Origin of the sequence: Rhodococcus sp. WY5 (genome assembly GCF_018588185.1) — a bacterium.
GTDB lineage: Bacteria > Actinomycetota > Actinomycetes > Mycobacteriales > Mycobacteriaceae > Rhodococcus_F > Rhodococcus_F qingshengii.
On record NZ_JAAMPR010000001.1, the window covers coordinates 372,857 to 398,132 of the forward strand.

23 protein-coding genes are annotated in these 25,276 nt (G+C 61.0%); 15 read left to right on the forward strand and 8 right to left on the reverse strand.

Features of this window, described 5'->3' with window-relative positions; translation table 11 throughout:
- Window positions 1-16: 16 nt before the first annotated feature.
- Both G4D79_RS01670 and G4D79_RS01675 read right to left on the reverse strand, forming a co-directional pair.
- The gene (locus G4D79_RS01670; protein ID WP_099697794.1) at window positions 17-763 is read right to left on the reverse strand and encodes a DUF4232 domain-containing protein; all 747 of its coding nucleotides are present in this window, start codon (window positions 761-763) and stop codon (window positions 17-19) included.
- A 97-nt stretch (window positions 764-860) separates the two neighbouring features.
- Entirely contained in the window at window positions 861-1,499 is a 639-nt protein-coding gene (locus G4D79_RS01675; RefSeq protein ID WP_003945421.1) for a carbonic anhydrase, read from the reverse strand.
- A gap of 228 nt (window positions 1,500-1,727) precedes the next feature.
- On the opposite strand from G4D79_RS01675, the gene G4D79_RS01680 reads away from it, so the two are divergent.
- From G4D79_RS01680 to G4D79_RS01725, 10 genes are read left to right on the forward strand one after another with little or no spacing between them, the layout of a single operon-like run.
- A complete protein-coding gene (locus G4D79_RS01680; protein WP_235867816.1) occupies window positions 1,728-2,582 on the forward strand; it encodes an ABC transporter permease in 855 nt (284 codons plus the stop codon).
- A complete protein-coding gene (locus G4D79_RS01685; protein ID WP_003945610.1) occupies window positions 2,582-3,427 on the forward strand; it encodes an ABC transporter permease in 846 nt (281 codons plus the stop codon). The genes G4D79_RS01680 and G4D79_RS01685 overlap by 1 nt, the downstream gene beginning before the upstream one ends.
- On the forward strand, window positions 3,388-4,608 hold the full coding sequence (locus tag G4D79_RS01690) for an MCE family protein (RefSeq protein WP_308252585.1): 1,221 nt from the start codon (window positions 3,388-3,390) through the stop codon (window positions 4,606-4,608). The genes G4D79_RS01685 and G4D79_RS01690 overlap by 40 nt, the downstream gene beginning before the upstream one ends.
- Window positions 4,605-5,615: an MCE family protein gene (locus G4D79_RS01695; protein WP_099697741.1), complete on the forward strand. Its 1,011-nt coding sequence runs from the start codon at window positions 4,605-4,607 to the stop codon at window positions 5,613-5,615. Before G4D79_RS01690 ends, G4D79_RS01695 begins: the two co-directional genes overlap by 4 nt.
- Window positions 5,612-6,604: an MCE family protein gene (locus tag G4D79_RS01700; protein ID WP_235867817.1), complete on the forward strand. Its 993-nt coding sequence runs from the start codon at window positions 5,612-5,614 to the stop codon at window positions 6,602-6,604. The genes G4D79_RS01695 and G4D79_RS01700 overlap by 4 nt, the downstream gene beginning before the upstream one ends.
- Window positions 6,601-7,680: an MCE family protein gene (locus G4D79_RS01705; protein WP_037132219.1), complete on the forward strand. Its 1,080-nt coding sequence runs from the start codon at window positions 6,601-6,603 to the stop codon at window positions 7,678-7,680. Before G4D79_RS01700 ends, G4D79_RS01705 begins: the two co-directional genes overlap by 4 nt.
- On the forward strand, window positions 7,680-8,753 hold the full coding sequence (locus tag G4D79_RS01710; RefSeq protein WP_058227253.1) for an MCE family protein: 1,074 nt from the start codon (window positions 7,680-7,682) through the stop codon (window positions 8,751-8,753). Before G4D79_RS01705 ends, G4D79_RS01710 begins: the two co-directional genes overlap by 1 nt.
- Window positions 8,750-9,988, forward strand: a complete 1,239-nt coding sequence (locus G4D79_RS01715) for an MlaD family protein (RefSeq protein ID WP_042923604.1) — start codon at window positions 8,750-8,752, stop codon at window positions 9,986-9,988. Before G4D79_RS01710 ends, G4D79_RS01715 begins: the two co-directional genes overlap by 4 nt.
- Window positions 9,985-10,509 (forward strand): hypothetical protein, encoded by a 525-nt coding sequence (locus tag G4D79_RS01720; RefSeq protein WP_099697743.1) that lies wholly within the window; start codon window positions 9,985-9,987, stop codon window positions 10,507-10,509. Before G4D79_RS01715 ends, G4D79_RS01720 begins: the two co-directional genes overlap by 4 nt.
- 58 nt (window positions 10,510-10,567) lie before the next feature.
- Window positions 10,568-11,209, forward strand: a complete 642-nt coding sequence (locus G4D79_RS01725; RefSeq protein WP_042451878.1) for a TetR/AcrR family transcriptional regulator — start codon at window positions 10,568-10,570, stop codon at window positions 11,207-11,209.
- 3 nt (window positions 11,210-11,212) lie between these two features.
- Here the strand turns inward: G4D79_RS01725 and G4D79_RS01730 are convergent, their stop codons facing one another.
- From G4D79_RS01730 to G4D79_RS01740, 3 genes are all read right to left on the reverse strand, one after another.
- The gene (locus G4D79_RS01730) at window positions 11,213-12,751 is read right to left on the reverse strand and encodes a long-chain-fatty-acid--CoA ligase (protein WP_054826798.1); all 1,539 of its coding nucleotides are present in this window, start codon (window positions 12,749-12,751) and stop codon (window positions 11,213-11,215) included.
- A 91-nt stretch (window positions 12,752-12,842) separates the two neighbouring features.
- The gene (locus G4D79_RS01735) at window positions 12,843-13,622 is read right to left on the reverse strand and encodes an SDR family NAD(P)-dependent oxidoreductase (protein WP_064443083.1); all 780 of its coding nucleotides are present in this window, start codon (window positions 13,620-13,622) and stop codon (window positions 12,843-12,845) included.
- Window positions 13,622-15,334, reverse strand: coding sequence for a thiamine pyrophosphate-binding protein (locus G4D79_RS01740; protein ID WP_054826796.1), 1,713 nt, complete (start codon window positions 15,332-15,334; stop codon window positions 13,622-13,624). Before G4D79_RS01740 ends, G4D79_RS01735 begins: the two co-directional genes overlap by 1 nt.
- A 99-nt stretch (window positions 15,335-15,433) precedes the next feature.
- Here G4D79_RS01740 and G4D79_RS01745 point away from each other — a divergent pair, with 99 nt between their 5' ends.
- From G4D79_RS01745 to G4D79_RS01765, 5 genes are all read left to right on the forward strand, one after another.
- Complete coding sequence (locus G4D79_RS01745) at window positions 15,434-16,369, forward strand: helix-turn-helix domain-containing protein (protein WP_064111553.1); 936 nt, start codon at window positions 15,434-15,436, stop codon at window positions 16,367-16,369.
- 113 nt (window positions 16,370-16,482) lie between these two features.
- The gene (locus tag G4D79_RS01750) at window positions 16,483-17,922 is read left to right on the forward strand and encodes an aldehyde dehydrogenase (protein WP_064111555.1); all 1,440 of its coding nucleotides are present in this window, start codon (window positions 16,483-16,485) and stop codon (window positions 17,920-17,922) included.
- Window positions 17,923-18,043: 121 nt separating this feature from the next.
- The gene (locus G4D79_RS35190; RefSeq protein WP_099697744.1) at window positions 18,044-19,450 is read left to right on the forward strand and encodes a 4-hydroxyphenylacetate 3-hydroxylase N-terminal domain-containing protein; all 1,407 of its coding nucleotides are present in this window, start codon (window positions 18,044-18,046) and stop codon (window positions 19,448-19,450) included.
- Between the two features lie 32 nt (window positions 19,451-19,482).
- Window positions 19,483-20,466 (forward strand): nitronate monooxygenase family protein, encoded by a 984-nt coding sequence (locus G4D79_RS01760; protein ID WP_042451892.1) that lies wholly within the window; start codon window positions 19,483-19,485, stop codon window positions 20,464-20,466.
- Between the two features lie 16 nt (window positions 20,467-20,482).
- Entirely contained in the window at window positions 20,483-21,634 is a 1,152-nt protein-coding gene (locus G4D79_RS01765) for an acyl-CoA dehydrogenase family protein (protein ID WP_054826793.1), read from the forward strand.
- 78 nt (window positions 21,635-21,712) lie between these two features.
- On the opposite strand, the gene G4D79_RS01770 is transcribed toward G4D79_RS01765, so the two are convergent.
- From G4D79_RS01770 to G4D79_RS01780, 3 genes are all read right to left on the reverse strand, one after another.
- On the reverse strand, window positions 21,713-22,489 hold the full coding sequence (locus G4D79_RS01770; protein ID WP_042451896.1) for an enoyl-CoA hydratase: 777 nt from the start codon (window positions 22,487-22,489) through the stop codon (window positions 21,713-21,715).
- Window positions 22,490-22,626: 137 nt separating this feature from the next.
- Window positions 22,627-23,721 (reverse strand): CaiB/BaiF CoA-transferase family protein, encoded by a 1,095-nt coding sequence (locus tag G4D79_RS01775; RefSeq protein WP_042451899.1) that lies wholly within the window; start codon window positions 23,719-23,721, stop codon window positions 22,627-22,629.
- Window positions 23,718-25,265, reverse strand: coding sequence for an acyl-CoA synthetase (locus G4D79_RS01780; RefSeq protein WP_064443077.1), 1,548 nt, complete (start codon window positions 25,263-25,265; stop codon window positions 23,718-23,720). The genes G4D79_RS01775 and G4D79_RS01780 overlap by 4 nt, the downstream gene beginning before the upstream one ends.
- Between the last annotated feature and the right edge of the window lie 11 nt (window positions 25,266-25,276).

The window sequence follows — 25,276 nt, forward strand, 5'->3', positions numbered from 1 at the left end:
TCGGGCTTGCCCGCGCTCATGCGATGTTGAACGGCTCCGGGGAGCTTCGCAGTGCACCGAGCTGCCCGACAACCGTGTAAGCGCCTGCGCCCACCGGATTGCGCTCGGGGTTCTGCGCGGTCGCGCACTCGGGGGTCGACGTCGTGGCCGACCAGGCGACCTTGAACGCAGCTTGCTCGCCGGGCGCGAGATTGCGTACGTCGGCTGCGGGCTGTGGGTAGCAGTCGACGTTGGACCACAACCGGGTCTTGCCGTCGATGCTGTAGACGAGCACCTGCTGAAGGCCGCCCGCCAGATCTCGATCACAGGGTGCCGAACCGATGTTGGTGATGACGATCGTGAACGACGGCTCTTCGCCGGGAGCGAAGGTCGCCTTGTCTGCGGTGGCCTTGACTGCCAGCGACGAGTCGGCGCACTGACCGGCCGGGACCGGAGCCCCGGTGGTCGACGAAGAGGAGGAAGAAGACGAAGACGATCCCGAAGCCTGCGTGCCCGAGCCACCTGATCCACCGGCAGCGCCGCCACCCGAGCCACCGCCACCCTCCGGCGCGTTGGAACCGGAAGGGTTGGGGGTGAAGGAGACGTCCGTCGTCAGCGAGGAACTCGCAGCGGCCGAATCGGCCTCCGGGGTATCACTTCCACCGCCGAAGAGGGCGGACGCCGCCCAGATGATCAACGCCAGTGCAATGACGGCGGCACCAATGGCCAGCGCCCGGCGACGCCAGTAGATCTCGGGGGGCAGTGGTCCATTAGGTTCCAACACGGACTCAACGGTAGTTGGCGCAGGGTCCACTAACCGTCAGCTGAGGCGGCGTGTCGGTACCCATTGTCTGCTGCCAGGTACCACTGCCCCGGAAGATCTAACCCTCGACGGTCTCGACGCTCTCGCCGATGTCGCCGACCGCGCCCTGAACTCGCATGTGACCGTCGGACAACGTGTACGTGACGCCGACGATCGCGCACGCACCCTTGTCCACCTTGTCGGCGATGATCCGCGACCTCTGCATGATCAGCGAGCCGGTCTCCACGACGTGACGGCCTTCGAGTTCGTCCACGGTGGACAAGCCCTCGTTGCGGCCCATCAGGATGGACGGAGCAACACGCTCGACCACACTGCGGATGAATCCGTCGGGAACTGCGCCCTCGTCCAGGGCGTCGAGCGTTGCCTTCACGGCACCGCAACCGTCGTGCCCGAGGACGACGATGAGCGGCACGTTGAGCACGTGAACCGCGTACTCGATGGAACCGAGCACCGAATCGTCGAGCACGTGACCTGCAGTGCGCACGACGAACATGTCGCCGAGACCCTGGTCGAAGATGATCTCGGCGGCTACGCGCGAATCACCGCAACCGAACAGCACCGCTGTGGGGTGCTGCCCATCGACGAGTTTCGCGCGGTCCGCGATTCCCTGGCTGGGGTGAATGGACGCGTCGTTGACAAATCGCTCGTTGCCTTCGCGAAGGGACTTCCAAGCGGAAATGGGGCTTGATCGTGGCATTCACTCATTGTGCACCCGCCGCATTTCGGGCTCTCGCCGGGAAGGTTGCGTGGACGCAAACGAAAGTTCCGCGTCGACATTCGCGCCCGGTGATGAAGTGGCCGAAATGGAACTTACTTCAGAGTCAGTTTCCTGATACCGTCTCCGAACGTGACCTGGAGCACTTCGAGCTCCCGAGTGTGATCGAAGAAACCCGACCAGAACGATTCGGCCGGAGAGGGGGATGGCGTGAGCACCGAAGCTACGACGACCGGGAATGGAACAACCGGGGAAACAACTGCTGTCTCCCCCGCCAAGACGAACATGTTCTCGAACCTGCTCTCCGAGATCGGACTGCTCTTCACCTTCACCGTTCGCGTGTGCGTTGCGGCGTTCACATCTCTTCGACACAAGCGCCTCGCCTGGCGTGAGGCGCTCGACCAGATGTGGTTTCTCGCCCACGTCACCTCGGTCGCGTCCGCTCTGGTGATGATTCCCCTCGGTGTCGGGGTAGCACTGCAGATCGGTGCGCTCGCAGATCAAATCGGCGCGGGTGCGTACAGCGGTGCCGTCGTCGCGTTCCTCATCATCGGACAGGCCGGCCCCCTGGTGTGCGCCCTGATCATCGCCGGTGTCGGCGGTTCCGCAATCTGCGCAGATTTGGGAGCGCGAACGATACGCGAGGAAATCGATGCACTCGAAGTGCTCGGTCTACCCGTGCTCGAACGCCTGGTCGTACCCCGGATGATCGCCATTGCCGTCGTCTGCCTCCTACTGAACTCGATAGTTCTCGTAATCGGTTTGGGCGCAAGCCTCTTCGTTCACGTCCTGATACTCGACGGCAACGCACAGAGTTTCCTGCGCAATCTCGTTCAATTCAGTCAACCCAGCGACTTCGTCGTCTCCGGCATCAAAGCCGTTGCCTTTGCTCTCATCTCGGGAATCGTGGCCTGCTACAAGGGCCTGACCGTCAAGCGCGGAGCTCAAGGCGTCGGCGACGCAGTCAACGAGACCGTCGTGCTCTCGTTTGTCCTCGTGTTTGTCGCCAACCTCGCAATTACTCAGTTCTACCCACTGTTCGTCACGGTGAAAGGTGCCTATTGATGCACCTGCCCATCGCAATTCGTGCCAAGCGGGTCAGTTCGCGGACCGTCGACGGCCTGAGCCGACTCGGCGATCAGTTCACGTTCCACGCGCGTGTCATCACCTCGATTCCCGCAACCCTCAAGCGCTATTGGCGTGAAGTCGCCCGTCTCGTCGCCCAGGTGGCATTCGGTTCGGGCACCCTGCTCGCCGGAGGCGGCAGCGTCGTCGTGATCTTCGCGATCTCGTTCTTCGCCGGTTCCCAGATCGGACTCGAGGGCTACCGCGGACTCAACCTCGTCGGCCTCGCACCGCTGTCCGGCGTGATGTCCGCCATCGCGAATACTCGCGAGGTGGCACCACTCGTTGCCGCAATCACCCTGGCAGCCAAGGTCGGAACCGGATTCACCGCGCAGCTCGGAGCGATGCGGATCTCCGAGGAAATCGACGCGCTCGAAGTCATGGCGATTCCCTCGCTGCGGTACCTGGTCACCACCCGAATGATCGCGGCGCTCATCGCGGTGGTCCCGCTGTACCTGGTCGGCCTGTTTGCTTCGTACATGGCAACGGCGCTTGCGGTGATCCGGGTCAAAGGCCAGTCGGAGGGAACGTACGGCTACTACTTCAGTCTTTTCCTCTCTCCCAACGACATCTGGTTGTCCTTGATAAAAGTCATGGTGTTCGCGGTCGTAGTGACCCTCGTGCACTGCTACTACGGTTACACCGCGACGGGTGGACCCGAAGGCGTCGGACGAGCCGCCGGACGAGCGTTGCGCACCAGCATCGTCTTCCTTGCATTCACCGACGTCGCGATGACCATTGCGCTGTGGGGACTCAAACCTCACGTACCCGGGCTGACCGGATGATCGTCACGAATTCCAGCCGAATCACCCTGGCACTGCGGGGTTTACTCGCCGTGGTCATCCTGATCCTCGCCTACGTCTTCTTGTTCAGCAGAGGTACGGACTCCACCGGTTCCACACCGCAGGTCAGTGCTGTCGTCCCCGCCAGTGCCGGTGCGCTGCGAGTCGGTTCGTCGGTTCAGTACCGCGGCGTCGTCGTCGGCGCTGTGGCCGAGATCGAGCCGGGCACCACCGCTTCGACTGTCTCACTCGCGATCGACGAGGGAGCGTTCGAGGACATACCGTCGACAAGTCAGGTGCGACTGATGCCCCGCAACATCTTCGGTGACTTCTTCGTAGACCTGATTCAACCTGACGGACTCTCGCGTGGTCCTGCTCTCGTGCCGGGTACCGAGTTGGTATCCGATCAGTCCGAAGTCGCGGTCCAGCTCTACCAATCGATCTCACGGATCTACTCGCTCGTTTCTTCTCTCGACCCCGCCGACATCAACGTCGCACTCACGGCAGTCTCGGACGCGTTGAGCAGCAAGGGAAACCAGATCGGCGAATCGCTCGATTCAGTCCACCAAGCGTTGGTCGGTGCGCAGCCCGTCATCAACGGACTCGGTGACGACCTCGACGACATAGCCACCCTCGCCGACAGTCTCTCGACGAGTGCGCCGGACATGCTCGCCGCATTCGAGAACTCCATCACCACATCCAAGACCGTCGTCGAGAAATCCGACGGGTTGGCGGGGCTTCTGCGTGCCGGCACCAGCACGGGAGCTGCTGCCACGAGTCTGATCGGTGACAATCGCGACCGCATGATCACCTTGGTCGACGACGCCGATTCCCTCACCGGCGCAATCACTTCGCGGCCGGACCACATCACCACCTTCTACAACGGCCTGCGCAATCTCACGATCAAGCTCCCGCCCGCGTTGGCGAATGGTCCGTGGCTCAGCACCGATCTACGGCTGTCCGTCACAGATCTGTATCCGTACGGAAAGACCGACTGCCCAGAGTACGACGGAACCCGCGGACCCAACTGTCCTGCCGCCGCGACCGCGTTCGGCGGAACCGTCGGCCCGGTCGGCAGCCCTGCCGAACAGTCCATGATCTCGGCCCTTACCCAAGGCGGTACAGCTTTGGACACTCTCGTGACGGGGCCGGTATTTCGCGGCACGACGGTGGTGGGCGGATGAGCGTGAAGAAATCTCTGATCAGGTTCGGACTGTTTGCTGCACTGTCGATTCTCGCCACCGTGGTTGTGGTGAGCACCCTGATCAACCCAGTCTACGGGTCGAGTTCGCAGTACCGGGCCGTCTTCGTCAATGCCTCCGGCCTGGTCACCGGCAGCGATGTTCAGATCGCCGGGGTGCGAGTAGGGCGCGTCGACAGCGTCGAGCTGGTGAACAACCAAGCCGTCGTCGGCTTCGAACTCGAATCTGCACAACGTATTCCGTCCGACGGTCGCGCTGTGGTGAGGTACGCAGACCTGTTGGGAGCGCGAACAATTTCGATCGAACCCGGACAGGCCGAACGCGCAACAGGCAACTACCTCTCCCCCGGGGCCACAATTCCCGTGGAACAGACTCAGCCGGCGATCGACCTCACCGACATCCTCGGCGGATTCCGTCCCCTGTTCGACGCACTTGACCCCGCAGAAGTCAACGAACTTGCCGCACAGGTCGTCCAGGTATTCCAAGGACAAGGTTCCACCATCGAAAGCCTGCTGGAGCGCACTGTTGCCGTCACCGAGAACTTGACGTCCCGGGACGCGATCTTGGACCAACTACTGAACAACCTCGACCGGGTCCTTACCGTGACCACGACGAATCGACCCAACTTCGTCGAGATGATCAACACGCTCGACACACTGGTCGGCGGTTTGGCACAGGACCGCCAACAGATCTCGGCCGCAGTGGATTCCGCAGGCGCCCTGACTTCTTCACTTCAGGACTCGGTGACGCGCGTGGAACCGGACTTGGCTGGCGCGCTGACTTCGATCGATCAGTCGGCCAGCGTCGTCGTCGACAACCGTGAGTCGCTGGCGACCGGTATCACCGCTTTCGATCAACTGTTCACCCAGTTGGGGATCGCGATGAGCTACGGAAGCTGGGCGAACATCTACATCTGCAACTTCCGGCTCAGCGCGCTGGACCAATCGGTGACCCTCGGCGGCCCCGAGCGTTCGGCGGTGTGCCGATGAACTGGCTCACCGTCAAGAACCCGGTCCGCAACGGAATCATCTGCATCCTCGTCGGAGTCGGTGTGGTTCTGGCCGCACTCGTTGTCCCTCAACTGATCTTGAAGGTCAAGACCAACGAGTACCACGCCGTCTTTACCAACGCCACCGGGTTGACGCAGGACGATCCGGTCAACGTCGCGGGAGTCCCGAGCGGGGTGGTCACCTCGTTGGCGGTCAGCGGCAACTCGGTTGAAGTCACCTTCCGACTCGACGACGGCGTCACTCTCGGCGAAGACTCCCGTGCGGACATCAAGATCTCGACTCTGCTCGGCCGACGCTCGCTCGACGTCACTCCGAACGGATCGCGCTCGTTACCCACAGGTTCGACCATCCCCATCGAGAACACGAGCGTTCCGTTCACTCTCGACGATCTCGGTCGAGGAGCACAATCCACGTCGGAAAACCTTGATCTGCAACAACTGCGAAATATGCTGACCGTGGTGTCCGACAACTCACCGGACGATCCCGAACTCATTCGCCGCTCACTCGAGGGAATCGACGCACTCTCCGGAGTAGTCAACGACAACGACGTTGCGCTCCGTTCCCTTCTCACCGGAGCGCAGCAGACGACCGCAACACTGATCGAGCAGAAGGACACTCTGGAAACCCTTCTGGGGAATGCGGATCTGGTGATGTCCACGATCGCCGACCGGCGAGATGTGCTGAATGCGCTTGTACAAGACCTGAATCAGTTGAGCACCACACTTGCCCAGTTCCTGGGCGACAACCAGGCTTTGGTCGACTCGGTCATGGGAGACATCCACGTGGTGACGGGAGTTCTGTCCGAGAACGAACAATCACTGACCACACTGCTCGACAACTTCGCCCCCAGCGTCCGCTACGTCACCAACGCGACCGGTAACGGCAACTGGCTCGACCTCAACTCGCCCTCCACCCTCATCCCGGACAATTGGTTGTGCGTCGTCGGGCTCGTTCAGGGGTGTCGATGACCACGACCGTCAAGAAACTCGCCGTGCTGGCAGCGATTGTGATCTGCGCGATCGGTGCCGTCCTGTTCGTCACGCGTGACGAACACAGACTCACTCTCACCGCCGAATTCACCTCGACCGACGCTATCTTCACCGGGAACACAGTGACGATTCTGGGAGTTCCCAGCGGGAGGGTCGAGAGCGTCACGCCGGAAGGGTCCCGGGTACGAGTGGCGCTGAGCCTGCCATCCGGAACACGTATACCCGCCGACGCGCAGGCCTGGGTCCTGTCTCCCTCGGTCATCAGTGACCGCACGATCGAACTCGGGCCCGGCTACGAGGACGGTGAGTTCCTCACCGACGGCGCGGTGATCCCTCTCGAACGCACTCACTCCCCGCTGACGTGGGACCAACTCACCGCATCGGTGAACGAATTGACGGTGGCGCTCGGCCCTGGCGCCGACGGCGGCGGGATCGGTGACCTCATCGGAGAAGGCGCCCACGCGTTGGACGGCAACGGGCAAGCATTCAACGATGCCGTTCGGTCCATCTCACAGGCCAGTTCGGTACTGGCGGGTGCAAGTCCCGACATCTCCGAACTGGTGAAGAACCTGAACACCCTCGTGCAGTTGATCGCGGACAACCAGACCAAGGTCGACTCCCTGTCGAACTCGGTGACAGTCACCGCCCGCACGTTCAGCGCCCAGCGAGAAGACATCAGCGGGGCGCTCGATTCCCTGACCACGTTGCTCGGACAGGTCTCAGCGCTACTCGCCGAACACGGCGAGGCGGTCACCGCCGATCTGGGTACGCTCGCACAGTTGGCCGGTGCAGTCGCGACCAAACAGGATCAACTGCGCGAGATCATCGAAACGGCACCAACGGGATTCGAGAACGTCGCCAACCTCGTCACCGAAGAAGGCCGAGCCAGAGCACGATTGAACGTCGCCACCGATCTCTCACAGTTCGACACGACGCGAGAACTGTGCGAGAAGATGCCGATACCGCTGTGCACAGGGCCGGGAATCGTCAATCCCATCGAATTTCCTTCGGCAGGCAGCTCCGACCTGGCACGCATCCTCGGTGGGGGCAACTGATGGCGTCGAACAAGTCCGTAGTGAGCGTTGTCGTGGCACTTGTCATCGCGGCGCCATTGACCGGCTGCAGTCTCAACTTCCAGCACCTCCCCCTCGGACGCGGTCTGCCAGGAGAGTCGTACCCGCTGAACATGGAATTCGTCGACGCGTCGTTACTTCCCGTCGGCGGTGAGGTGCGGATCGGCCAGGCAGTGGTCGGCAGAGTCATGTCGATGAGCGCGCAAACCTTTGCAGCCGTGGTACATACCGAAATCGCGTCGGACATCGAACTACCTGTCGGCACCCGCGCTCGGATCGAACTGTCGACCCCGATCGGCGATGCGTTCGTCAACCTCGAAGTTCCGGTCGATCCAGCGGGCCCCATTCTCGAACCAGGTTCCACCATCGAGCGATCGGAGACCGTGCGCGGACCCGATGTCGCACAACTGCTCGGCGCCGTCGGAACTCTGTTGAACGGCAGTGGGTTGGCGCAGGTCAAGAACATCGTCAGTGAGGCTGATCAGATTCTCGACGGCAGGGAGGAGACGATCCGCGATCTGCTTGCACGCCTTGACACTTTTCTCGGAACACTTGACGACCGAAAGGAATCGATCAATTCGGCACTGGATTCACTGAACCGGCTCAGCGCTCTGATCGGAGACGAGAGCGCCACCATCGACGAAGGCTTGCGCACACTCACACCCGCATTGGGCGTGATCGCCGACCAACGACAACCGCTCCTCGATCTACTCGACGAAACCGATCGGCTCAGTACCGCAACCAATTCCGTACTCGACCAGTCGGCCGACCAGATTTCCGAGATCACCGGACGACTGTCACCCATCCTCGACCAGTTCTCGGCAATGGGGCCGACACTGGGTGAGACGATGGCCAACCTGGACAACGCAAGAGTGCTCCTCGAGCGTGCCAGCCCAGGCGATTACGTGAACATCGACCTCGACGTCGATGTCGAGGGCACCGTGACCGGAGTGCTCAACGAGATAATCCCGGGCGCCGCACCGCCACTGCCACCTCTGCCCGCCTCCGATCGGGAACTGCCGATCACGACACCCCTGCAAGGAGGAACGCGATGAAGAACCGAACCGTCTATTTCGAGATCGCCGCCTTTCTCCTCATCGCGGTGGTCAGCACGACGTACGTACTCCGGCAAGTCGGTGCCGGAGATCCGTTCACCGGAACCTTCTCGGTCATCGTCGAATTGGAGAACGCGGCCGGAATCGCTCCCGGTTCGGAAGTGGCCTATCGCGGAGTCACCGTCGGCGACGTCGAGTCGGTGGAGGTGGACTCTGCCCAGGACCTCGTCGTGATGACGTTGAGCATCGCCGCCGACAAACAGATCCCCAACGATTCGCATGTGGCCATCAGCCAGGACACCGCCGTTCCGGTATTGAAAGTTCAGTTGTCCTCGCAGACCGACGGCGGCCCGTATCTGGTTGAAGGTTCCGTCGTTCCGACTGAGCGCACTTCGATCCCGGTCGCGTTGGGAACCGTGATTGCGAATTTCAACGCTGCTGCCGACACCGTCGATCCGGCAGACCTGCGAACCCTCTCGCACGAACTCGGCGAGGGATTGAACGGATTGGGTCCGGATCTGCAGGCGCTCGTCGACAACTTCGACGTGCTCGCGCGCACTGTCCAATCCGATCAACCGCGTGTCAACACACTCGTCGAGAACTCGCGCTCACTGTTCACTGCGAACGAGGAAAATGTTGACGCTCTTCCCGAAGTTGCACTCACACTTCGCCAATTGACAGATCAGGTACGAAACTCCGATCCGCAACTGCGCACACTCCTCGATCGAAGCCCGAGTGTTCTCGACAATCAGATACTGCCTCTCATCGAACAGAGTCGTGAGCCGTTCAGTCTGCTGTTGGCCAATTCTCTCGTCTCCACTCAGATCGTCACTGCACGGATGCCCGCCGTCGATGCCTTGTTGGTGGTGGTGCCCAAAGGATTCGAGAAGTTCGGAAGTATCGTCAAAGACGGACGGGCACAGCTTGATCTGATCACAGCACTCGGACCGGTCTGTATCTACGACACGCCCCGGCGATCGGTACAGGACACCTCACCGACCACGCTCGACAAGAACCAACACTGCGCGGACCAGTCGGGCCGGATTCAGAATCGCGGATCGCAGAACGTCCCCACCGGAACTGGAACGATCGACGGGGTTGCTGAATACGATCCTGCCCTCGGAACGGTCGCAGCCGGTGACGGAACGTCGATTCGTCTGGGCCTCAACGGTGGTCAGAACACCGTTCTCGGTGACAACTCGTTTGCCGCACTACTAGTACAAGGAACGCAATGACCGAGACAACCGAACCCCAGACGCCCACAATCGTCGACAAGCCCAAGCGGCTTCGCAAGCAGACCGTAGCGATCGTTGCCGGCGCCCTGGTCGTGGTCGCGGCGCTCGGATGGGGCGCACTCGCGACCTGGCAGAAATCGGTCGACGAAAACGCGCGTATCAGCGCCCTGGACAGCGGACGGCAATTCGCCACTGATCTTGCGACGTACAACTTCCAGAACCTCGATCAGAATCTCTCCGTGGTCCGTGACAATTCTGTCGGCGAATTCGCCGGTCAGTACGCCCAGGTGGCAGCCAACCTTCAGAATATGATCGTGCAGTATCAGGCGACCTCGTCCGCTCAGATCATTTCAGCCGGGCTGGCGAGCAGTGATCGCGACAACGCCGAGGTTCTCGTGTTCCTCGATCAGACGATCACGAACACCAACTCCCCCGATCCGAGAATCGACCGCAACCGGATGCAACTTTCGCTGGTCCGCGAGGACGGCGAGTGGAAACTGAGCAACGTGCAGTTGTTGTGACTTCGTCGCGGCGTAGTATCTCCCCGAGCATTATCGAGCGATAGCTAGGGGACCACGTATGGCCACGAAAGATTCGGCGAAGGACGCCACAGCCAGTTGGCGACGGATCGAGCCGCTCGAGCTGACTCCTATCCTGGAAGCCGCCCTCGAAGGATTCTACGACAACGGGTTCCACGGTACTTCGATACGCGAGATCGCACGCCGCGTCGGCGTGACGATCCCCGCCCTCTACTACCACCACCAGAGCAAAGAAGGGATCCTCCTTGCTCTGCTGGAGATTTCGACCAGTGACGTCCTCGCTCGTGCCCACAGCGCGTACGCCGACGGCGGAGACGACCCTCGACAACAGCTCACCAACGTCGTCGAAGCGATCGTGCTTCGTATGACGACCCGCTCTCGGTTGGCAGCCCTCGAGGGGGAAGTGCGCTACCTCAGCCCCGAACACCGACAGCGATATCGTGTCGTACGCAAGGGCGTCGAAGAATTGGTGCTCGGCATAGTCACCGAGGGTTCGGAACGAGGTCTCTTCTCAGTAGCAGACGTGCCCGAGACCACCCGCGCACTTCTCGCGATGTGCCAGTCGATTCCGCGCTGGTATCACGCCGAGGGAGAACTCACCCCGGAAGAGGTAGCTCAGAAGTACGCCGTCATCGCACTGAATACGGTTGGATGCAAGCCCGGCCGCAAGCGTGCACGTTGATTCTCATACTGTCGAATATCGCGCCCGAAGTTCGCGCTTGAGGATCTTGCCCGTAGCACCCAACGGAAGTTCCGTGACTATCTCGATGGACTTGGGGCACTTGTAGCCGGCAAGTCGGCTTCGAACGAAACCTGAAATCGAGTCGGTATCGAGTTGATGCCCTGCAGCAGCAACTACGACGGCTTTGACCGCCTCGCCCCACAGTGGATCCTCCACTCCAATGACGGCAACTTGGGATACTCCCGGATAGTCGGCGATGACCGATTCGACTTCGATGGGATAGACGTTCTCTCCACCCGTGATGATCATGTCCTTCATCCGATCGGTGATGTAGACGTAGCCCTCGCTGTCGACCCGTCCCACGTCGCCGGTATGGAACCACCCGTCGGTATCTATCGCAGCGGCAGTCTCTTCCGGCCGTCGGTAGTAACCTTCGGTCGTTTGCGGAGACCTGACATAGATCTCGCCGGCCTCGCCGACCGCAACTTCCTCGCCTTCCGGTGACATCACCTTCAAGTCCACCCAGGGGTAGGGTTTTCCGACCGAGCGCAGCAGTCCGACCTTCTCGCCGTCCACCGCATGGTCACAAGAATCGAGTTGTGTTACTGCTCCATGCGTTTCGGTCAGCCCGTAGACCTGGAACAGGGGCTTGCGGAACGTCTCGAGAGCTCGCTTCAAGACCCATGGTGTGATCGGCGAGGAACCGTAAGCGATGGATCGGAGAGTTGCGAAATTGCGCTCTCGCGCGCCTGGTACGTCGACCAGCATCCCGATGACGGAAGGCACGAGAAAGGTATTGGTGATACTCATCCCTTCCAGTACTTCCAACAGACCGGCAGGTGTGAATTCTGGGAGAACGACGTTATGGGCGCCATTCGCAAGTCCCACGAGCGCCCAACCCAATCCACCGATGTGGAACAGGGGCATCGCACACAAGCTGACCGAGGATTCGTCGAATCCCCATGGCCCGCCGGTTCGCGTGCATGCCTCCAGGTTCCTGTTGGATGTGAGAACACCTTTGGGTTTTGCCGTCGTTCCGGATGTATACAGTTGCAGTACAACGTCGTCCAGGCTTCCGCGCCATCCCGGATCGACCGAACTTGCGCCTGCCGATCGCGCTTCGTAGTCGAACTCCTCGGAACCGTCGATCTTCACGACACGCAGCTTCGCCCCTTCCGATGCCTGCACCGCCGAGACCACACCCTCGAATTCACTGTGGAAGAACAACACACGAGCGTCCGCGTCGGCGAGCACCTCGGCAACCTCGGCTCCGGACAACCTCCAATTGATCGGGATTGCCACTGCCCCGATCTTCGCTGCCGCAAGTACGATCTCGACGACTTGAGTCGAGCCTCTGTCCACCACGGCCACCCTGGTTCCAGATCTACAACCCAGGTCGAGAAGAACGTTGGCCAGCCGACTGGTGCGGAGGTCGAGCTCGGCAAACGTCATCGACCCGTCTCGACCTGTCAACGCGAGGGCGTCTGGTCGTGCAGCAGCGTGGCGTCGAGACTCATCGGCAAGGCGATATTGCGAGCACATCGTGAAAAGCCCTTTCTGGATTGGACGTAACTTCCGGCCCGGGCGCGTGGACGACACCGGGCGCTATCAGAACCGACGAACTCTCGACGAGCTATTGCATCGCCTCGATGTGTTTCATCACGTCCGGGTACCGACGTAAGTGGGCACCGCCGTTGACATCGAGAACCTCGCCCGTGATCCACGAAGAAGCATCGGAAGCGAGGAAGAACACCGCTTCGGCAACGTCGCGTGGCAACCCATTACGTCCGAGCGGAGTGTTCTCGGTGAAGTCCGCCTGAATAGCCGGCACACCGGTGAGACCCTCGACAAGTGGCGTTTCGACAAGACCTGGCGAAACCGCGTTGACGCGTATCCCCCGGTCTCCGAGTTCGAGTGCCGCAACCTCGGTGAGCATGGCGAGGCCAGCTTTGGCGGAGCAGTATCCTGCAAAACCTGCAGCCGCCTGGCGTGCGTTCAATGAGGTAATGGAGACGATCGATCCACCGGCAGTCATGGCACGCGCCGCGTGCTTGATCACGAAGAAACCTCCGGTGAGACAGATGTCAACGGTTCGCCGCCAACTTTGCGCCTCCAAATCCGTTATGTAGCCCGGCAGATTCACCCCGGCACAATTGACCGCGATATCCAGCCGACCATGCTGCGCCTGGGCCCCCTCGAATATCACCTTGACCGATTCTTCGTCGACGACGTCGACCCGGACTGCTTCAGCTCGCCCACCGAGTTCTACGGCGCGTTTCCGCCCGCCTTCGATGTCGATGTCGCCTATCACGACGCTCACACCTTCGGCAGCCAGCAATTGCGCTGTTGCCCAACCGATACCGGATGCTCCGCCGATCACGACGGCTACTGCACCTTCCATTCGCCCCGGCATCAGCGAGGAATGTTCTCGTAGTACGGGACAACGATTTCGTCAGTACTTGTGACGTCACCGAGCATCATCGTCGTGATGGGGTGGACTACGTGCGGGTCCACCTCGACGTTGATACATGCGGGAACTCCCGCGTCGAACGCGCGTTTCATAGCGTCGGCGATGGAGGCGACATCCTTAACACGCTCACCGTATCCACCGAAGGCCTCGGCGACCTTCTCGTATGCGCTGTCTGCGAGTTCGGATACGACAATTCCTTCGTCCCCGTACACCGCTTCCTGGCCGTGGATCGACATTCCCCACACTGCATTGTTGAATATCACTGTCACAACAGGTATTCCATGACGGGCCATTGTGTCGAATTCCTGGATGTGGAATCCTGCCGCGCCGTCACCGGTAATGAGCACAACGGGTGATTCCGGTCGTGCCCGATGTGCGCCGATTGCGAAACCGGGCCCCACACCCAGGCATCCGAGGTAGCCGAGCCTCAAGACACCACCAACCTCTTCGGTGGTAGTGAAGAACTCGCCCCACGACGGCGCCTCGGCACCGTCCATCACGAAAGTAGTACCGGGCGGGCAGGCTTCGACGATCGCGCGCGCTGCAAAGTACGGATGCGCCTTACCGCTTTCCGTCGCTTCGTCCTCGAAACCATGCCGGTGCGCATGTTTCGCACTGGTGGCGGCATCGACCCAGGCACTCCAATCGGGCCATTGACGTTGATCAGCAGCAGTTTTCAAAGCGATGAGCGCTTCTCGACAGTCGGCAAGTATCGGAACGTCCACGTCCTGCATACGCCCGATTTCGGACGCGTCGACGTCGATCTGGACCAACCGCGCACCGGGGAACAAGCTGGTGCGTCCGCCGGTGAACATCCCGGCTCGGGCACCGACAACGAATACCACGTCGGGGGTCGGATACCCAAGGGCAGGTAACGAGCCGATCGCCAACAGTCCGCCGCCGGCCAGTCGATGGCTTGCGGGTACCGCTCCATCGGACTTCCCGGGGTAGAACACCGGCACGTCCACCGTTTCCGCGAACGCCACCAGCGCCGCGCTCGCATGGGAGAAAGTGACGCCACCTCCGATCACAATGGCGGGGTTCGTCGCTTCACCGAGCAGATCGAGAGCGGCCTCGACCGCTGCAGCAGTCGGACCCGACCTCGCACTCACGGTGTAGTTCACCGGAAATCTCACGGTGTCTTCGTCGGCTTCACCGAACATCACGTCGATCGGCACTTCGAGCAGCACCGGCCCCGGAATTCCGGTCGTCGCCTTACGAATTGCCAGAGCAACTATCTCGGGGACGCGTGCCGGATCGGTGATGCGGTATGCCCACTTGGTCACCGGAACAGCTGCGGCAATCTGATCGAAACCACCCTGAAGCGGATTCGTCTCGGTCTCACGCATCGGCGGAGCACCGACGACGAAGATAGTCGGCGTGCGATCGAGGAGTGCATTGGTCAGCGCGGTGTAGACATTCGTGAAGCCCGGGCCGGAGGTGACTACACAAACGCCGTAATTGCCCGTCACTCGCGCGTACGCATCCGCAGCGTGTCCCGCAGTGGCTTCGTGTCGGGTGTCGGTGAGCCGGATGCCGTGACGTCGACAGGCTACAAGGAAAGCATCCAAGTGCCCTCCGTGCAGGGTGAAGACCTCGGTTGTGCCCGCTTCAGCTAGTGCTCTGGCAAGTAATTCGCCACCGTTGACAATCATGTATTTCCTTCCGGAGTTTGCCGCTTGATTAACGATCGCTAAGTCATTCCACTGTATCGTGGGTCACAGTGCGACGCCAGAGTGGCATTATGCGAACACATGGCACGAAATTCCCCTCAAACCGATCGAATCGTCATGCTGACCGAACTGCTGGCATCCGACCCCACGGCGGGGCGGAGCCTCGCCGATATCGCACGACACCTCGGCGTCGCAAAGGCGACCTGCTACCCCATGGTCGTCGCTCTCGCCGAGGCCGGCTGGCTCGTCCGTCACCCGATCCGCAAGACCTACCAACTCGGCCCGGCGCTAGTCCCCATCGGCCAAGCCGCTTCCCGCGCAATCGATGTCGTCGATCTTTCACGCACCGTCATGCAAGAACTGGCCGACACATCCGAACTGGCCTGTCTCGGATTCATCCGATCCGGCGCCGACCTCGTTGTCGCCGAGGCAATTCAACCGATCTCCAAGCGCAGCGGAACTCTCGGCTTGCGCATCGGCGACAATGTGCTGATGGCACCTCCACTGGGTGCAGGCCTTGCCGCATGGTTCGACGAGAACGACCTCCACGAATGGTTTCTCCTCGGCAAGGAGGCATTGGACACGGAGGCCGCACTTCTACGGTCGGAGTACGAGCCAATCCTCACGGCCATTCGAGAGCGCGGGTTCGCCGTGGAATGCCTTCGCCAACAAGAACGTTCAATTTCCGACGCCGTCGCCGAGATGCGCGGCCCGGGAGTCGGCGGCCAGAGGGCAGCACTCGCACTGAGAGAAGCGCGACGTCTTCTGTCCGCGGATGTCGCGGTCGGAACACTCGACCTCGACGCCAATTATCAATTGCTGTCCGTCAATGCCGTCGCCTTCGCCCAGGACTCGACACCGGCGCTGATCCTCTGCTTGGTCGATGCCCCGTCCTCACTGACCGGGGAGCGGATCGCCGCACTGGGCAAACTTGTGCGTGAAGCCGCCGATCAGGTCACCACTCTCATGCACGGCCGGACACCTCGACCATTGACATCCACAGGCGGAGCAACATAGCTTGTGAGTCAAATGACTTATATAACGATCGCTAAGTCAATGAGTGTGGCGGTTTGCCTACGTCCACGTGAGCGCCCCGATCCCCGCACACCCACCCACCGCAAGGAGCCTGCATGATTCTCACTCACTCCGCCCTTTACATAGACGGAACCTGGCAATCACCGACGACTTCGGACGCCATCTCGGTGCACTCGGCCAGCACAGAAGAGAAGATCGGCAGCGTGCCGGGCAGCGCACCAAACGACGTCGATTCTGCCGTCGCGGCGGCGGGCCGGGCCTTCCGGACGTGGTCGCGACTCGAGCCTGCCGACCGAGCCGACGCCTTGGATCAATTTGCCGCAGCCTTGGGGCGTCGCGCCGACCTCACAGCCCGATTGGTCAGCCAGCAGAACGGAATGCCCGTATCGATCTCCACTGTCGCTGAAGGACAGGGACCTTCAGGGCTTTTGAGCTATTACGCCGCGCTTGCCCGCACGACCGAGCTCGAAGAACCCCGTCACGCGCTGGCCGGAACGGGAACCACCATCGTTCGGAAAGAACCGATCGGTGTTGTTGCCGCGATTGCACCGTGGAACTTCCCATCTCTTCTCGCAATGATGAAAATCGCCCCCGCGCTCGCATCGGGATGCACTGTCGTACTGAAGCCGTCACCCGAGACCTTGCTCGACGCGTTCGTCCTGGCGGAGGCCGCAATGGAGGCCGGTCTTCCTGCCGGTGTTCTCAACATCATCACCGGCGGACCCGAAATCGGCAAATACCTCGTCGCTCATCCGGGTGTACACAAGGTCGCGTTCACTGGCTCTACACCGGCAGGCCGACACATCGGAGCAACCTGCGGACAACTTCTGCGTCCGGTATCGCTCGAACTCGGCGGCAAGTCCGCCGCAGTCATTCTCGACGATGCGGACCTCGACGCGACGATGGCAGGTTTGGCGACGGCATCGTTGATCAACACCGGACAAACCTGCTACGCCTCGACAAGAATTCTCGCGCCCGTCGGACGCTACGAGGAAGTGCTCGATGCCGTCACCGCAATGGTCGAGTCGCTGCCGGTGGGCGACCCGTTGGATCCCACCACCTTCATCGGCCCTCTCGTGAGCGCCGGGCAGCGCGAACGTGTCGAGTCCTTCATCGCCGCAGGCACTGCGGAAGGCGCACGGATCACGACCGGCGGATCACGACCGCGCACACTCGAACGCGGATGGTTCCTGGAGCCAACCGTTTTCGGTAACGTCTCCGCAAACCACACGATTGCAACCGAAGAGATCTTCGGCCCCGTACTCTCTGTCATTCCATACACCGACGAGGCACAGGCCATCGCAATCGCCAACGATTCCGAGTACGGCCTCGGTGGAACCGTGTGGACTGCCGACTTCGACCGCGGGATGGAAATAGCCCGCTCAGTCGATACCGGTTCGTTCGGGATCAACGGCTACACACTCGATTTCGGGGCACCGTTCGGAGGCACCAAGGCGAGCGGCATCGGTCGCGAGCTTGGACCGGAAGGCCTGGCCGCATACTTCCAGACCAAATCGATCTTCACCACGGCCTGATTCGTCACCTGCGCCATGAGTGGCCGGAAATCGTCGAGCACATGATGATTGCACACTTACTTAACGATCGTTAAGCTAGGTTCAATGCAGTAACCGCTACAGAAGATCAAGGAAGTATCCAGTGGCCGTGCGATCCAGTGACCAGTACCGAAAAGGGCTCAGCGACGATCGCCGAGTCTTCTACCGAGGCAAGAAAATTTTCGATGTCTACGCCGAACCCGAACTGACTCTCGCAGTAGATCATTCGGCACTGTGCTACGACATCGCCGACGATCGACCCGACCTCGCGGTCACCGATGTCGACGGCGACCCAGTCAGCGCGTTCTACGTGGCGCCGACATCTGCGGACGATCTGATTCGTCGCGGCGCCCTGATCGAGGAAGTATCGCGGCGCGGCGGCGGAACCATCGTCCTCAAAGAGGTGGGCAGCGATGCGCTGTTCGCCCTTCTTCGTGCAACCAGCGGTGAAGGTCTCGAGAATGCGCGCGCTTTCTACAAGCGGGTCTGCGACGGCGATCTCGCACTCGCCGTCGCGCAAACCGACGTCAAGGGTGACCGGTCACTTGGACCGCGCCAACAGGCAGACCCAGACCTCTACCTGCACATCGTCGACGAGGACGCCGACTCCATCACCGTGCGCGGCGCGAAGTGCCACACTTCGTTCTCGGCGAACGCCGACGAGTTGATCGTGCTGCCCACCCGCGCGATGGGCCCCGAAGACGCCGACTACGCAGTGTCCTTCGCCATCCCGATCGACACACCAGGTCTCGAGCTGTACGTCTCTCCCTACGCAGCCGGAGAACGCAACTCCTTCGAATTTCCGATCTCCACGAAACACAAACTCCTCGAATCGCTCACCGTCTTCAACGATGTCCGAGTACCGAAAAATCGAGTCTTCCTCAACCGTCAACCCGAACTTGCCGGACCACTCGCGTTGGCGTTTGTCGATTACCACCGTTTCACCGCCATCAACTACAAGTTGCCCCTACTCGACATCATGGTCGGAGCAGCTTCACTGATCGCCGAGGCCAACGGCATCAACAAGGCAGGCCACGTGAAGGGCAAGATCACCGAACTGATCACCTGGAGCGAGACCGTGCGCGGACTGGCTCAACTCGCCGCCGTTCGATCAAAGCCAGGAGCACACGGTGTCAGGCAACCAGATCCGCTTGCCGTCAACATGGCCAAATACCACTTCGCACATGGATTCCACAACGCGGTCGCCATCCTCACCGATCTCTCAGGTGGCCTCCTCGCCACCGGCCCCGGCGGTGAAGACTGGGAGAATCCCGAAATTCGTGTAGTTCTCGAAAAATACTACGCTGCAGCAGTTCCTGCCGAAAAGCGTCTCCGTCTACTCAACTTCATTGCGGATCTGACCGCCCGCGACTACGGCGGATATCAGTCAGTCCTGGCCACGCACGCAGAAGGATCACTCGAGGCCGAGAAACTGCAGATCTCACGCTCCTTCGATCCGACGAGGGCACGCGAATACGTCAGTGACCTCGCCGGAATATCCCACCTCTGACCATTCGTCCCGAGAGAACAACAAGGATTTTCATGATCTCGACAGCATTCACGGAAACGTTCGGCGTTCGCCACCCCATCGTCCAAGGTGGAATGCAGTGGGTCGGCAGAGCAGAACTCGTCGCAGCCGTTGCCAATGCCGGCGCATTGGGATTCATCACTGCACTCACGCAGCCGACGCCGGCCGACCTGGCGAACGAAATCGCCCGATGCCGCGACCTGACCGACCAACCGTTCGGCGTCAACCTCACAATTCTGCCGTCGATCACGCCACCGCCGTACGACGAGTACCGCCAGGTGATCGTCGACTCAGGCGTGAAGATCGTCGAGACCGCAGGTTCCAATCCCGGTCCTCACCTGCCGATCTTCCATGACGCAGGAATCAAAGTGCTCCACAAGTGCACAACAGTCCGACATGCGGTCAAAGCACAGGATCTCGGTGTCGACGGAATCAGTATCGACGGATTCGAGTGCGCTGGCCATCCAGGGGAAGACGATGTCGCAGGATTGGTCTTGATTCCCGCTGCCGCAGAAAAGATTTCGATACCCATGATCGCTTCCGGCGGCTTCGCCGATGCACGTGGTCTGGTCGCCGCGCTGGCGCTCGGAGCAGACGGCATCAACATGGGTACGCGATTCATGTGCACCACCGAGTCTCCGATCCACCAGAACATCAAAGAAGCCATCGTCGCTGCAGACGAAACACAGACCGAACTGATCTTCCGACCACTCCGCAACACTGCACGCGTGGCAAGCAACATCGTCAGCCGAGAGGTTGTCGACATACTCTCCCGCGGCGGACAATTCGAGGATGTGCGCGACCTGGTAGCAGGAGCGCGTGGGCGAAGCGTATACGAAACCGGTAATCCCGACGCCGGTATCTGGACGGTCGGCACATCACAGGGGCTGATCCACGACATCCCCACCGTCGACGAGTTGGTCCAGCGCATGGTGTCCGAAGCAGAGGCCATCATCGGGGCACGCTTGCGTTCGATGACCGAACGCGTTTCCGTCTAGGACAGGAGAGCAACCCATGCGTCGAACACTGTTCACAGCCGACCACGAGGCCTACCGAGAGACTGTGCGCGAGTTCATTGCCCGCGAGATCACGCCTCACTACGACAGCTGGGAAGAAGCCAGGCTCGTCGACCGATCAGCGTGGCTCGCGGCCGGCAAGATGGGTATTGTCGGCCTGGCCGTCCCCGAACAATACGGAGGCTCGGGTGAACTCGACTACCGGTACCGGTACGTGGTCGCCGAAGAGATCGCCCGTACCGGCACCACCTCGTTCGGCGCCGGACTAGGCCTTCAGGATGACATCGTCATTCCGTACATCGCCGACCTCGGCACAGACGAGCAGAAAGCACGTTGGCTACCTGGTATGGCTGCCGGTGAACTCATCTGCGCCATCGCGATGACCGAACCGGGTACCGGCAGTGATCTGCAAGGCATCAAGACCTCCGCTGTTCGAGATGGCGACGACTGGATCTTGAACGGACAGAAGACGTTCATCACCAGCGGAATTCACGCCGACATCGTCATCGTTGCGGCCCGCACCGATCGCAAAGCGGGGTCGCGGGGATTCAGCCTCCTCGTGGTCGAACGCGGGATGGACGGATTCACCCGCGGTCGCAAACTCCACAAGGTGGGGTTGGCGGGTCAAGACACAGCCGAGTTGTCGTTCGACAACGTAAGAGTCCCGGCAAGCAACCTCCTGGGCGAGGAGGGCGGAGGCCTCATTCATCTCATGGAGCGTCTTCCCCGTGAGCGTCTGTCGATCGCCGCGAGCGCAATCAGTTCCGCGCGTGCGGCCTACGAATGGACCAAAGACTACGCGTTCGACCGCACCGCCTTCGGCAAGCCGATCGGCGACTTCCAGAACACTCGATTCGCCCTCGCCGAGATGCTGACCGAGATCGACGTGACACAGGCATACGTCGACAACGCAGTCCTGGCCATCAACGACGACCAACTGTCAGCAGTCGAAGCAGCACAGGCGAAGTGGTGGGCCAGCGAACTTCAGAAGCGCGTCGTGGATCGCTGCGTACAACTACACGGTGGATACGGCTACATGATGGAGTACCCGATCGCCCGGGCCTACGTAGACAGCCGAATCCAGACCATCTACGGCGGAACCACCGAAATCATGAAGGAGATAATCGGTCGCGACATCGCAAAGAGTTGATCAGCACCGAGAACGACCGTGGTCCCGAACATCCTGTGTTCGGGACCACGGTCGTTGTAAGCGCCGTTCTCGCTTCGTCTATCCGAAGACTGCTGCGCGCTTTTCCTGAAACGCCGCAACACCTTCGGCAAAATCACCACTACCCAACAGGTCGATCTGACCTACGCGCTCGCGTGTGAACGCATCACCGAGTTCGGTGAGCGTAGCGTCGTTGATCGCCTTCTTGGTAAACCGAAAAGCAGGGGACGACCCGGCGACCAATCGGTGGGTCAGGTCTGCCAATTCCACCGCGAAGGCGTCGTCCTCGCACACGTGTGAGACCAGGCCGCAGTCGAAAGCATCTCGAGCGGATAATCTTTCGGCCAGCAGCGCCATGCGCATCGCGCGCGCGCGACCGATCGACGCTGCCACCAGTGCGGTAGCTCCACCGTCCGGCATCAATCCCACCTTGGTGAACGCGAGCAGAAAGTAACTCGACTCCGCCGCGAGCACGAGGTCGCACGCCAAAGCCAGCGAAACACCCACACCTGCGGCAGGGCCTCGTACCGCAGCGACCACCGGAAACGGAAACTCTCGAATGGTCTGCACCAAGGCATTGGCGGCATCGATCGTGTCCGCCGACGGCGGACCGGACAACGTCACGTCCGCGAGGTCCGCGCCCGTGCAAAAGGCCTTGCCCTCTCCTTCGAGAACCGCCACCCGCACGTCCGAGGATTGTGCGTGCTCGACGAAGATCGTGGCAAGTCTCTCCAGGGTTTCGGTAGTCAACGCGTTCATTCGCGCTGGCCTGTTGACAACTATGCGGAGCACCCCGCCGTCTTGGCTCGCGTAGACATCCGGTCGCGTTTCGGTCATTGAAATTCCTTGTCAGTCAGACTCGATCGAGTTGTGCTACAAAAGTTGATCTTCGCGATCCATCGACGATGAGTAGGGGGCAACGTAAGAACGATCGAGAGAGGCTGTCGCGACATTCCTCACCTGTACTTCTTCCCTCAGCCGCCCAGCCAATCCTTCGTCACGACGGTGGTGTCGGCCCCGGGTGGCCGAGCACCTGACGGCTGCTCAGTCCTGGAACGGGAGAACCGCGGCGCGGGTGCCGCCTGCACTATTCCGTCGGCCTCGACAAGAGTTCCCCGCTGGGCAAGATGCGGGTGCAGCGCGGCTTCGGCGAGACTCAGGACAGGAGCAACACAAGCGTCCGTCGATTCGAACAACGCTGCCCAGGCGTCTCGCGTGCGCGACGAAAACGCCTCCGTGAACCGTTCTCGGATTGTGGGCCAACCCCTTCGATCCATCTGTTCAGGCAACGATTCCGGCGCGATATCCAGGCCTTGGAGGAGCGCCGCGTAGAACTGCGGTTCGAGGGCACCGACTGCTACGAACTTGCCGTCCGAACATTCGTAGGTGTCATAGAACGGCGTGGAACCGTCCAGGAGGTTGGTTGCACGTGAGTCACTCCACTGTCCGCTCCCTCGCAACGACCACATCATCTGCGCCAACACCGAAGTTCCGTCGACAATTGCGGCATCGACCACTTGTCCTTTGCCCGAACTCTCTCGCTCGTACAAGGCAGAGACGATTCCGAGGATCAAGAACATGGAGCCACCGCCGAAGTCCCCGACGAGGTTCAGCGGAACCGTGGGTTTCTCGGCCGGACCGATGGCGTGCAGGACTCCGGTCAGCGCCAGGTAAGTAATGTCATGCCCCGCCCGCTGCGCGAGTGGGCCGTCTTGGCCCCATCCGGTCATACGTGCGTAGATCAGCCGGCTGTTGAGTTCGGTGCACACGTCGGGACCGAAACCCAGCCGCTCGGTCACACCGGGCCGAAAACCTTCCAGGAGCACATCGGCTTTCGAGACGAGGGCTCTCACCAGCTCTCGGCCTGACTCGGTCTTGAGGTCGGCTTCCACCGACCGTCTCCCCCGCAAAAGTTGGTCCTGCTCCCGTGGCGAGATCTCGAGTCCACCAGACGGACGCTCGACTCGAACTACGTCCGCTCCGAGATCTGCAAGCATCATCGCAGCGTGTGGCCCCGGCCCCAACCCGGCGAGTTCCAGCACGCGAACACCGTGCATCGGGCCGCTCATCCGACGGATACCTCCCCTGAATAGTGTTCGCGCAGTTTCCCTTTGACCAGTTTTCCGGTCGGAGTTCGAGGTAGATCCGTACTGAACACGAGTCGCCTCGGCAACTTGTACTTGGCGATCTGTCCGCGCAAATGAGAAAGCAGTTCGTCGCGAAGCGCATCGCCGGCTTCGGCTTCGGGGACTGGCTCGACGACAGCCATCACTATCTCCCCCATCTCGTCGTCGGGCAACCCGATCACCGCCGCGTCCAATACCGAGGAATGCTCGATCAGCACGTTCTCGATCTCCTGCGGGTATATGTTCACACCACCCGAGATGATCATGAAGGACTTACGGTCGGTCAGAAACAGATAACCCTCCTCATCCATGAAGCCGACATCACCCGTAGTCGTCCAGGTCGGGTGGGCGGGATGCTGTGCTTCCTTGGTCTTTTCGGGCGCATTGTGATAATTGAAGGGCAATTCGTCACGTTCGAAGTACAGCGTACCCACCTCGCCGGAGGGTAGATCTTCGCCGTTCTCCCCACATACGTGGAGCACTCCCAGTGCGGCTCGCCCCACTGTGCCCGGCTTTCGCAGCCACTCGTCCGAGTGAACAATGGTCATGCCGTTGAGTTCCGTCGAGGAGTAATATTCGTCCAGAATCGTTCCCCACCAATCGATCATCTTTCGCTTCACATCGACAGGGCACGGTGCGGCTGCGTGGACGGCAAGTCGCAGAGACGATATGTCGTAACGGTCTCGGGTTTCCTGTGGCAGTTTGAGCATGCGCACGAACATTGTCGGCACCCACTGGCTGTACGTGACGCGATAATGCTCGATGTATTCCAGGGCCTTTTCCGGATCGAACCGATTCATCATCACTACGGTGCCACCCAGCGCCTGGACCGACGCGCACGTCCGGAGCGGAGCGGCATGATAGAGCGGCGCCGGGGACAGATAGATGTCGTCTTCGGTTACACCCCAAACACTTTGGTTCATTGTCGTCATCTGATCGCCGGGATCCTGTATCCGGCGATTCGGTAGAGCCGGTTTGATGCCCTTGGGACGGCCGGTTGTTCCCGACGAGTACAACATGTCGGCGCCGCGCGGTTGATCCGGGAGCGGTATGTCCGACTCCATGTCAGCCGCCTGGTCGAGGGAGTCGTATCCGTCTAGTTGACCGCCGAAGGAAAGCCTGGTCACCTGCCGGGGAACGAGTTCGGACAGCGTCTCTGCCAGCTCGCCCAGAGCAGCATCGACGATGACTACCTTTGCCTCGCAGTCCTCAACGATGTATGCACCTTCCGGAGCGGTCAGGTGCCAGTTGACCATCGTCAGGTAGACACCGGATCGCATAGCCGCCCAGTAGATGTCGAAGACCTGAACGTTATTGGTGGCGAGCACGGCCAGGTTGTCGCCTCGCCGCAACCCGAGTCCGTGGAGCACTCGCGCAATCCGAATCGAATTCGATTCCAATTGCGCGAACGTCACCGCTTCACCGGTCTCGGCAACGATTACCGCGGCCTTATCCGGGTTTGTCGCAACATACGCTCCGGGATACATGGTTTACTCCA